The sequence below is a fragment of the Marinobacterium arenosum genome (assembly GCF_019795155.1).
Taxonomy (GTDB): domain Bacteria; phylum Pseudomonadota; class Gammaproteobacteria; order Pseudomonadales; family Balneatricaceae; genus Marinobacterium_C; species Marinobacterium_C arenosum.
This window is the reverse complement of record NZ_JAILYN010000090.1, coordinates 1-7,369: the sequence shown is the minus strand read 5'-3', so window position 1 is coordinate 7,369 and position 7,369 is coordinate 1. Positions and strand designations below refer to the sequence as shown.

General features: G+C 60.6%; 8 protein-coding genes. 2 read left to right on the top strand and 6 right to left on the bottom strand.

Features of this window, described 5'->3' with window-relative positions:
- Positions 1-175: 175 nt before the first annotated feature.
- Positions 176-1,402 carry an argininosuccinate synthase gene (locus K6T12_RS21060; protein WP_222224941.1) on the bottom strand — a complete coding sequence of 409 codons (1,227 nt, stop codon included), beginning with the start codon at positions 1,400-1,402 and terminating at the stop codon, positions 176-178.
- Between the two features lie 140 nt (positions 1,403-1,542).
- A complete protein-coding gene (locus K6T12_RS21055) occupies positions 1,543-2,394 on the bottom strand; it encodes a flagellar protein MotY (RefSeq protein WP_315853642.1) in 852 nt (283 codons plus the stop codon).
- A 179-nt stretch (positions 2,395-2,573) separates the two neighbouring features.
- On the opposite strand from K6T12_RS21055, the gene rnt reads away from it, so the two are divergent.
- The gene (rnt, locus tag K6T12_RS21050; RefSeq protein WP_255611972.1) at positions 2,574-3,230 is read left to right on the top strand and encodes a ribonuclease T; all 657 of its coding nucleotides are present in this window, start codon (positions 2,574-2,576) and stop codon (positions 3,228-3,230) included.
- Positions 3,231-3,260: 30 nt separating this feature from the next.
- Here the strand turns inward: rnt and K6T12_RS21045 are convergent, their stop codons facing one another.
- The 4 genes from K6T12_RS21045 to K6T12_RS21030 all read right to left on the bottom strand — a co-directional run bounded on the left by K6T12_RS21045 (position 3,261) and on the right by K6T12_RS21030 (position 5,577).
- Positions 3,261-3,656, bottom strand: a complete 396-nt coding sequence (locus tag K6T12_RS21045; RefSeq protein WP_222224940.1) for a CBS domain-containing protein — start codon at positions 3,654-3,656, stop codon at positions 3,261-3,263.
- Positions 3,653-4,003, bottom strand: a complete 351-nt coding sequence (locus K6T12_RS21040) for a P-II family nitrogen regulator (protein ID WP_222224939.1) — start codon at positions 4,001-4,003, stop codon at positions 3,653-3,655. The genes K6T12_RS21045 and K6T12_RS21040 overlap by 4 nt, the downstream gene beginning before the upstream one ends.
- 75 nt (positions 4,004-4,078) lie before the next feature.
- Positions 4,079-4,876, bottom strand: a complete 798-nt coding sequence (locus tag K6T12_RS21035; RefSeq protein ID WP_222224938.1) for a DUF1538 domain-containing protein — start codon at positions 4,874-4,876, stop codon at positions 4,079-4,081.
- Positions 4,876-5,577 carry a DUF1538 domain-containing protein gene (locus tag K6T12_RS21030; RefSeq protein WP_222224937.1) on the bottom strand — a complete coding sequence of 234 codons (702 nt, stop codon included), beginning with the start codon at positions 5,575-5,577 and terminating at the stop codon, positions 4,876-4,878. Before K6T12_RS21030 ends, K6T12_RS21035 begins: the two co-directional genes overlap by 1 nt.
- 219 nt (positions 5,578-5,796) lie before the next feature.
- On the opposite strand from K6T12_RS21030, the gene K6T12_RS21025 reads away from it, so the two are divergent.
- Entirely contained in the window at positions 5,797-6,861 is a 1,065-nt protein-coding gene (locus K6T12_RS21025; protein ID WP_222224936.1) for a DUF3549 family protein, read from the top strand.
- Positions 6,862-7,369 lie beyond the last annotated feature (508 nt).

The window sequence follows — 7,369 nt, the reverse complement described above, 5'->3', positions numbered from 1 at the left end:
TCGGCTAATCGTTCCCCTTGCCGGGCCGACAGTGGACTTTCACCACCAAGTCATCCGGCCGCCACCACGCGTACCGGAACAGCGCCAGTCAAGGCGCTACGCGCCATGCCTGGCGCACACATACAAAAACCCCGCTCAAAGGAGCGGGGTTTTGCAGTCAAACGCGCGTTTCAGCTCAATCGTCCAGCAGGTTGCGGCCCTTGCTGGCAGCGATGCGCATGCGCAGCGCGTTCAGCTTGATGAAGCCCGCCGCATCCTTCTGATCGTAGGAGCCGGCATCGTCTTCGAAAGTCGCGATGCTTTCGTCGAACAGGCTGTCGGCGGAACGACGGCCAACTACATCGACGGAACCCTTGTACAGCTTGACGCGGACATCACCGTTCACGTTGCGCTGCGAGTAGTCGATCATCTGCTGCATCATCTTGCGCTCTTCGGACCACCAGAAGCCGTTGTAGATGACTTCGGCGTAGCGCGGCATCAACTCGTCTTTCAGGTGCGCTGCTTCGCGGTCCAGGGTGATCGACTCGATCGCCCGGTGCGCCTTCAGCATGATGGTGCCTCCCGGCGTCTCGTAGCAGCCACGGGACTTCATGCCGACGAAGCGGTTCTCGACGATATCCAGGCGACCGACACCGTTGGCGCCGCCCACCTTGTTCAGGTACTCCAGCACGGTAGCCGGGCTCATCTGTTCGCCGTTGATGGCGACGATATCGCCCTTCTCGTAGGTCAGTTCCAGGTAGGTCGGCGCATCCGGCGCCTGCTCCGGCGCAACGGACCAACGCCACATATCCTCTTCCGCTTCCGCCCACGGGTCTTCCAGCATGCCACCCTCGTAGGAGATGTGCAGCAGGTTGGCATCCATGGAGTACGGCGACTTCTTCTTGTTCTTGGCGAAATCCACCTCGATATTGTGGTCTTCGCAGTACTGCATCAGTTTTTCGCGGGAGTTCAGATCCCACTCGCGCCACGGTGCGATCACCTGGACGCCCGGCTTCAGCGCGTAGGCGCCCAGCTCGAAGCGAACCTGGTCGTTACCTTTACCGGTTGCGCCATGGGAGATCGCGTCAGCGCCGGTCTCGTTGGCGATCTCGATCAGTCGCTTGGCGATCAGCGGACGGGCGATGGAGGTACCCAGCAGGTACTCGCCTTCGTAGATGGTGTTAGCGCGGAACATCGGGAACACGTAATCACGAACGAACTCTTCGCGCAGATCTTCGATGTAGATCTCTTTTACGCCCAGGGCTTCAGCCTTGGCACGCGCCGGTTCGACCTCTTCGCCCTGGCCCAGATCAGCCGTGAAGGTAACCACTTCAACGTTATACTCATCCTGCAGCCAACGTACGATAACGGAGGTATCGAGGCCGCCGGAGTAAGCCAGTACGACCTTTTTGATATCGGACATGCTTTTGCTCCACAAAACGCTGACCGGCCGCCGAACAGCGACCGGTGAGAAAATCATTTTCAATTATAGGCGCGAGATTATAGCAGCTGGCGGGCAGTTCAGATAGCTGCCGCTTCACCTACTCACCGGCCCGGCAAGCGCTATTCGCGTTCCAGCCGGATGGTCACCCGGCGGTTGCGGGCCCGGTTGGATTTGCTGTTGTTCTGCTTAACCGGGTAGCGTTCGCCATGAAAGCGGGTGATCAGCATCGCTTCATCCAGACCTTTGGACTTCAGATACTCGGTCACCGCCTCGGCGCGGCGCTTGGACAGGTCACGGTTGAACAGTCGCCGCCCCTGCCCGTCGGAGTGGCCATCCACGTAAACGGAGTGCACGCTGTTGTCGCTCTTGACGTAGAGGGCGATCTTGTCGAGCCGCTCCTTGGAGGCATCGGACAACCGCCACTGGGCGGACGGGAACAGGATCGCGGTACGCGCCACCTGGTGGTAGTTGACCGGCAGCAGACCGGCGACACAGTTCACGTAATCGGCGTAGACCGACTGGAAATTGACCGCCGACAAACCAACCCGCAGCGGCTCCTCAGTGCCATACCAGCCGTCGGTGAAAAACGTCGGATACATCCCCTTGTGCAGCGACGCCAGCATCAACTCCGCCTGGGGGTTGGCCACCTGCAGCCGACCGTCGTGATCGCGCTCGACCACGCCCAACTGACGGGGGGTAATACCGGGCTGCCAGGGCGCGGCCTCGGCGATCAGCTCAGCCCCCTTGTTGAAGTGGGCCTGATCGGTCGGCTGCAGCACAAAGCGCACCCGTTCGCCCGCCTCATGCTCGAAGGTACCTATACCGAACGTCGGGATCTGCTGGCTGAGCCGGCACATGAACTTGGAGGATTCCAGGTCCCAGCGGGAGGTTTCGATACCGGCGCGGAAAGTCACCGCCGAGGCGGTGGCAGCAGTCAATAGCAGGCAGGCGGCAAGCAGAGGTTTCAGCACGGCAAGTTCAGTCTCAGAAGTTGGCCCTATGATCCCAGTATCGGCGGAAGTCGCAAGATCTTTAATGCCACAACACTACCGCAACAACACCGCAACCAGGCCGGCTCCCATCCGCCGCCCCGGACTGGTAGAATGTGTGGTTTGAATTTTGCCCAGACTCATAAGGATCTTCGTTGAATATGTCGCACGACAATCTTCTGCACAGCATGGCCGGACGCTTTCGCGGCTTTCTGCCGGTGGTCGTTGATGTTGAAACCGCCGGCTTCAATGCCCGCACCGATGCGCTGCTGGAGGTTGCCGCAGTTACCCTGACGATGGACGAGAACGGCTACCTGCTGCCGGACCAGTCCTACGCGGTCAACGTCGAACCCTTCGAGGGCGCCAACCTGGAAGCCGCGGCGTTGGAGTTCACCGGTATAGACCCGCACGACCCGGCCCGCAATGCGCTCAGCGAGAAGGAGGCACTGGAGCAGATCTTCCGACCGATCCGCAAGAGCGTAAAAGCCAATGGCTGCAAGCGGGCCGTACTGGTCGGCCACAACGCCTCGTTTGACCAGGGCTTCATCAACGAGGCCAGCGAACGCTGCGACATCAAGCGCAACCCGTTCCACCCGTTCTCCAGCTTCGACACCGCCACCCTGGCAGGCCTGGCGTTCGGCCAGACCGTACTGGCGCGGGCCTGCGACGTGGCCGGCATCGACTTCGACGGCAAGAAGGCCCACTCCGCACTGTACGATACCGAAAAAACCGCCGAGTTGTTCTGTCTGATCGTCAATCGCTGGAAGGACCTGGGCGGCTGGGAGATGGCAATCGCCCATCACTACGACGACAACTGATCCCCTTTATCGACCGCCAGGGGCTGGCAATCACTCCAGCCCCTGCAGCACGATCTCCTGATAACTGACCACCCCCAGCACCTGACCGTTCTCGATCACCGGCGCCTGGCCCAGGCCGAAGTTCTCGAACAGCCGCGCGCAGTAGCGCACATCCATATTCGGATCGACCCCGATCACCGGCTTGGCCATCACTTCGTAGACATTGACCCGGTCGGCGGCGCGATCACGCGCCAGTACCTGCTTGGCGATATCGGACAGCAGCAGGATGCCGAACTCGTCATCGCCGTGGCGCTTGTTGACGATCAGCACGGAGGCATCACGCCGCTTGTAGGTCTCCAACGCTTCCTTGATGGTGACCAACCCGTCCACCATGGCGAAGTCCTGCGTCATCACATCCCGGACGCGTACCAGACGACTCTCGCTCATATCTCTTCCTCTACCACAGCAGTCAGTTTTTCGATCTGATGGGCCACGCCGACCGCATCCTCCACATCCACCTGCACCGCGATCCCGCGCCCCGGCGCCTCATCGAAACCGGCCACCTCGGCGATCCGCTCCAGAATCTTGCGACTGAGGTGCTCCTCAACGATAAACAGCAGCACATCGCGCTGCGATTCCAGGTTCAGGCCAAAGAAAGTGCGGGTCTTGGTCACCCCCTCACCACGGGCATTACTGATCACGGTGGCGCCAGTCGCACCCGCTTCACGGGCCGCCTTCATCACCTTGTCGGTTTTCTCGTCTTCGACAAACACCAGCAGGAGTTTGAAATGCATCTCAGAGTCTCCACTCTATATAGGGAACCGGCCAAAGCCACCGCCCGGCAGGCGTGCTCGACGATTCCATAGCTGTCACGACTGTACTGTCAGCCGCTGCCTGGACTTGCTACGTTTATCCAGCCATTCGCTGAGCTGCGCATAGCCCATTACCGTGATCATCGGGAACAGGCTGGCGAAGGCGATCAGGCCGAAGCCGTCGATCAGCGCACTGCGCCCCGGCACGGTTTCCGCCAACCCCAAGCCCAGCGCGGCCACCAGCGGTACGGTCACTGTCGAGGTGGTCACCCCGCCCGAGTCATAGGCCAGCGGCACGATCATTTTTGGCGCCTTGATGGTCTGCAATACCACCAGGATATAGCCGGTGATAATGAACAGATGGATCGGATAACCGGTGACGATCCGCCAGGTACCCAACGCGATCCCCACGGCCACCCCAAGCGCTACCGCAATGCGCAACCCCCAGACGCCGATACTGCCGCCGGACACCTCATTGGCCTTGATCGCCACCGCGATCAGCGAAGGTTCGGCGATGGTGGTGCTGGCACCGATCGCAAAGGCAAAGATGTAGACCCAGTAGTAATCCTGCCAGCGCAAGGTATCGGTCGGGCCATCGTTCCAGGCACGAATGAATTCCGGGTTGGTCAGCTGCTCAGCCATCAGCCGGCCGATCGGGAACAGCGCCTTCTCCAAGCCGAGCAGGAACAATGCCAGCCCCAGCACCACGTAACCGAAGCCGATCAGCACCCGTTTCAGATTGGCAATCGGCCGGCGAATCACGAAGATCTGGAAGCCGAAGATTATCAACGCGATCGGTATCACATCCTTGACGGTCGACAGGCAGATTTCGAGCAGTTGTACGAAATAGCTCATCAGATCACCATCCCGTAAGCCATCACGAAGATCATCGGGGTCAGCGACGCGAAAGCGATCAGGCCGAAGCCGTCGATCATCGGGTTACGCCCCTCGATGGACGACGCCAGGCCGACACCGAGCGCGGTTACCAGCGGTACCGTGATGGTCGAGGTGGTCACCCCGCCGGAATCGTAGGCGATACCGATAATCTCCCGTGGCGCGAACGCGGTCATGATCACCACCAGGATATAACCGGCAATGATCAGGTACTGAATCGGCCAGCCCTTTAGGATACGGAAAACCCCCAGCACGATCGCCAGCCCCACCGAGAACGCCACCGTATAGCGCAGTCCGCTGGCATAACCGTGGCGGGACGGCTCACTGTCCTCGATCATGCCGCCGAGCGCCGCCACCTGGGCCGCCTCGTCGGCCACCGCGATCAGCGCCGGTTCCGCTACCGTGGTACCGAAGCCGAGCGCGAAAGCAAATGCCAGCAACCAGAACAGACTGCCCTTACGGGCAAAGGCATGCGCCATTGATTCGCCGATCGGGAACAACCCCATCTCGAGACCGAAAATGAAGAAGGTCAGCCCCAGCACCACGCAGAACAGACCGACCACCAGACCGATAAAGTCGGGCAGCGGTTGCTGCAGTACCACCAGCTGAAAAAAACCGATTACCAGGATGATCGGCGCCAGATCCCGCAGACTACCGATCATTGACCGCCCGAGGGCCAGGAAAGAGCTAGTCAAACTCCCTATAACTCCTTAATTAGAAAGGTTTAATGTCCATATGAAGTGTACGTTAAACAGTTTTCAGTGCGGTTGCAAAGCGCTGGGTCAAAACTTGGCAACCTGTTCGCAGGTTCCTAACTAGACACCTACAGCCGACACCTTGCGATTGGTACAATGCCCGCCTACCGTCGTTAAGGAGCCATCATGTCCCAACCTCACTCTCTCGTTGACCTACTTCGCAGCAGCGGCACGCAACTGAGAATCTTCGATATGGGCCGCCGGGTCGGCAAACTGTCACCCGACGAGCTCCTGAAAGTGGAGTTGGCGCAGATCCCCTATCCCACCCCGTACCTGCACCATGCCTGGATCGCCCTGCTGATGTGGAATCCGAAGCAGAAGGAGCAGAACGTGGTCTGGTTCCTGAAGCTGCCGTTGGATGAACAGGGCTACCTGGTGGCCGCCGCCCGCGATGACCTGCTGAACCGGCTGCTGACCAATGCCCACAACCTGCTGCTGGCGGGAACCGCCGACAGCCAGGTACAGGACGCGCTGAAAGACAACCCGTTTTCGTTCAAGCCGGACGAGGAGAAGATGGCGATCTTCCACGCCTGCGCCAGCCTGGCAATGGGCCAGCCGGCCTCACGCTATTACGAGTTCGCCCAGCAGTACTTTGCCGGTCGCAGCGGCTTCGACAGCTGGCCGGCACTGGGTTACCAGGGGATCGCCGACCTGGTGATCCGCCAACAGCAGGCCGACAACGCAACGATCCTGGCGGGTTCGCTCAGCAAGCTGCCGAACGAGCCTTACGAAGCACTCTGCACCGCGCTGGAACATGTGGTACCGGATCACCGACTGTTCGAAGCGCTGCAAGCCCGTTTCGAAACATCGCTGGCGACCGAAGCGACCAGCAGCAACCATATCGCCGCCCAAGTGCGGGCGATCTCCAACGGCCGCGACCAAGAGGCCGTTAAACGGTTGCTGCACAAGGTGCTGGCCACCGATTACGCGCTGGAAGCTGAAGTGATCGCGGCGATCGCCACCCGCTGCAATCTGTTGCTGGACGACGATGAACTGATGCTGGAATTCCTGGAACGGCTGGCGGCCGGCAAGGCGGGCCAGGCCGGCTTCTCGCGTATCCTGGCCGACCTGATGTTCAACCCGGCGCTGCGCAGCCGGGCGCTGAGCGTATTCCGTAACCCGCAGCGCAGCGAGGCGCTATCGGCGGCAATCGGCGCAATGTTCGGCAGCGGCTTGGCTGGTAGGCATTAAGCTAAGCAAGCCCGTGTCGCAGCAATGCCCCTTGGGTACCGACGCGACGGTCTTGGCAAGGAGCACTAGTGGCGCCCTCGGAGCGGGCTGCTACGAAGTGCGGAACCCGGTAGGAGGGGCTTCAGCCGCGACCCTCGGTAGTTGTTTCGAAGTTCGCGGCCTGTCGCCCTCGTAGCGGGCTGCTACGAAGTGCGGAACCCGGTAGGAGGGGCTTCAGCCGCGACCCTCGGTAGTTGTTTCGAAGTTCGCGGCCTGTCGCCCTCGTAGCGGGCTGCTACGAAGTGCAGAATCCGGTAGGAGGAGCTTCAGCCGCGACCCTCGGTAGTTGTTTCGAAGTTCGCGGCCTGTCGCCCTCGGAGCGGGCTGCTACGAAGTGCGGAACCCGGTAGGAAATGGGATGGACCCACCCTCCCTCTCAGCGCGCCTACGCTGAGAAGGTCACCCAAACCGAAAGAGAGGGGTCCATCTCATGCAAGTTAAGACACTGGCTATCGATCTTGGCAAATCC

Excerpts from the sequence above, each read along its gene's own strand:
- K6T12_RS21040 (WP_222224939.1), bottom strand. The coding sequence starts at position 4,003 with ATGCATTTCAAACTCCTGCTGGTGTTTGTCGAAGACGAGAAAACCGAC.
- K6T12_RS21025 (WP_222224936.1), top strand. The coding sequence starts at position 5,797 with ATGTCCCAACCTCACTCTCTCGTTGACCTACTTCGCAGCAGCGGCACG.
- K6T12_RS21060 (WP_222224941.1), bottom strand. The coding sequence starts at position 1,402 with ATGTCCGATATCAAAAAGGTCGTACTGGCTTACTCCGGCGGCCTCGAT.
- K6T12_RS21035 (WP_222224938.1), bottom strand. The coding sequence starts at position 4,876 with ATGAGCTATTTCGTACAACTGCTCGAAATCTGCCTGTCGACCGTCAAG.
- K6T12_RS21030 (WP_222224937.1), bottom strand. The coding sequence starts at position 5,577 with ATGATCGGTAGTCTGCGGGATCTGGCGCCGATCATCCTGGTAATCGGT.
- K6T12_RS21045 (WP_222224940.1), bottom strand. The coding sequence starts at position 3,656 with ATGAGCGAGAGTCGTCTGGTACGCGTCCGGGATGTGATGACGCAGGAC.
- rnt (WP_255611972.1), top strand. The coding sequence starts at position 2,574 with ATGTCGCACGACAATCTTCTGCACAGCATGGCCGGACGCTTTCGCGGC.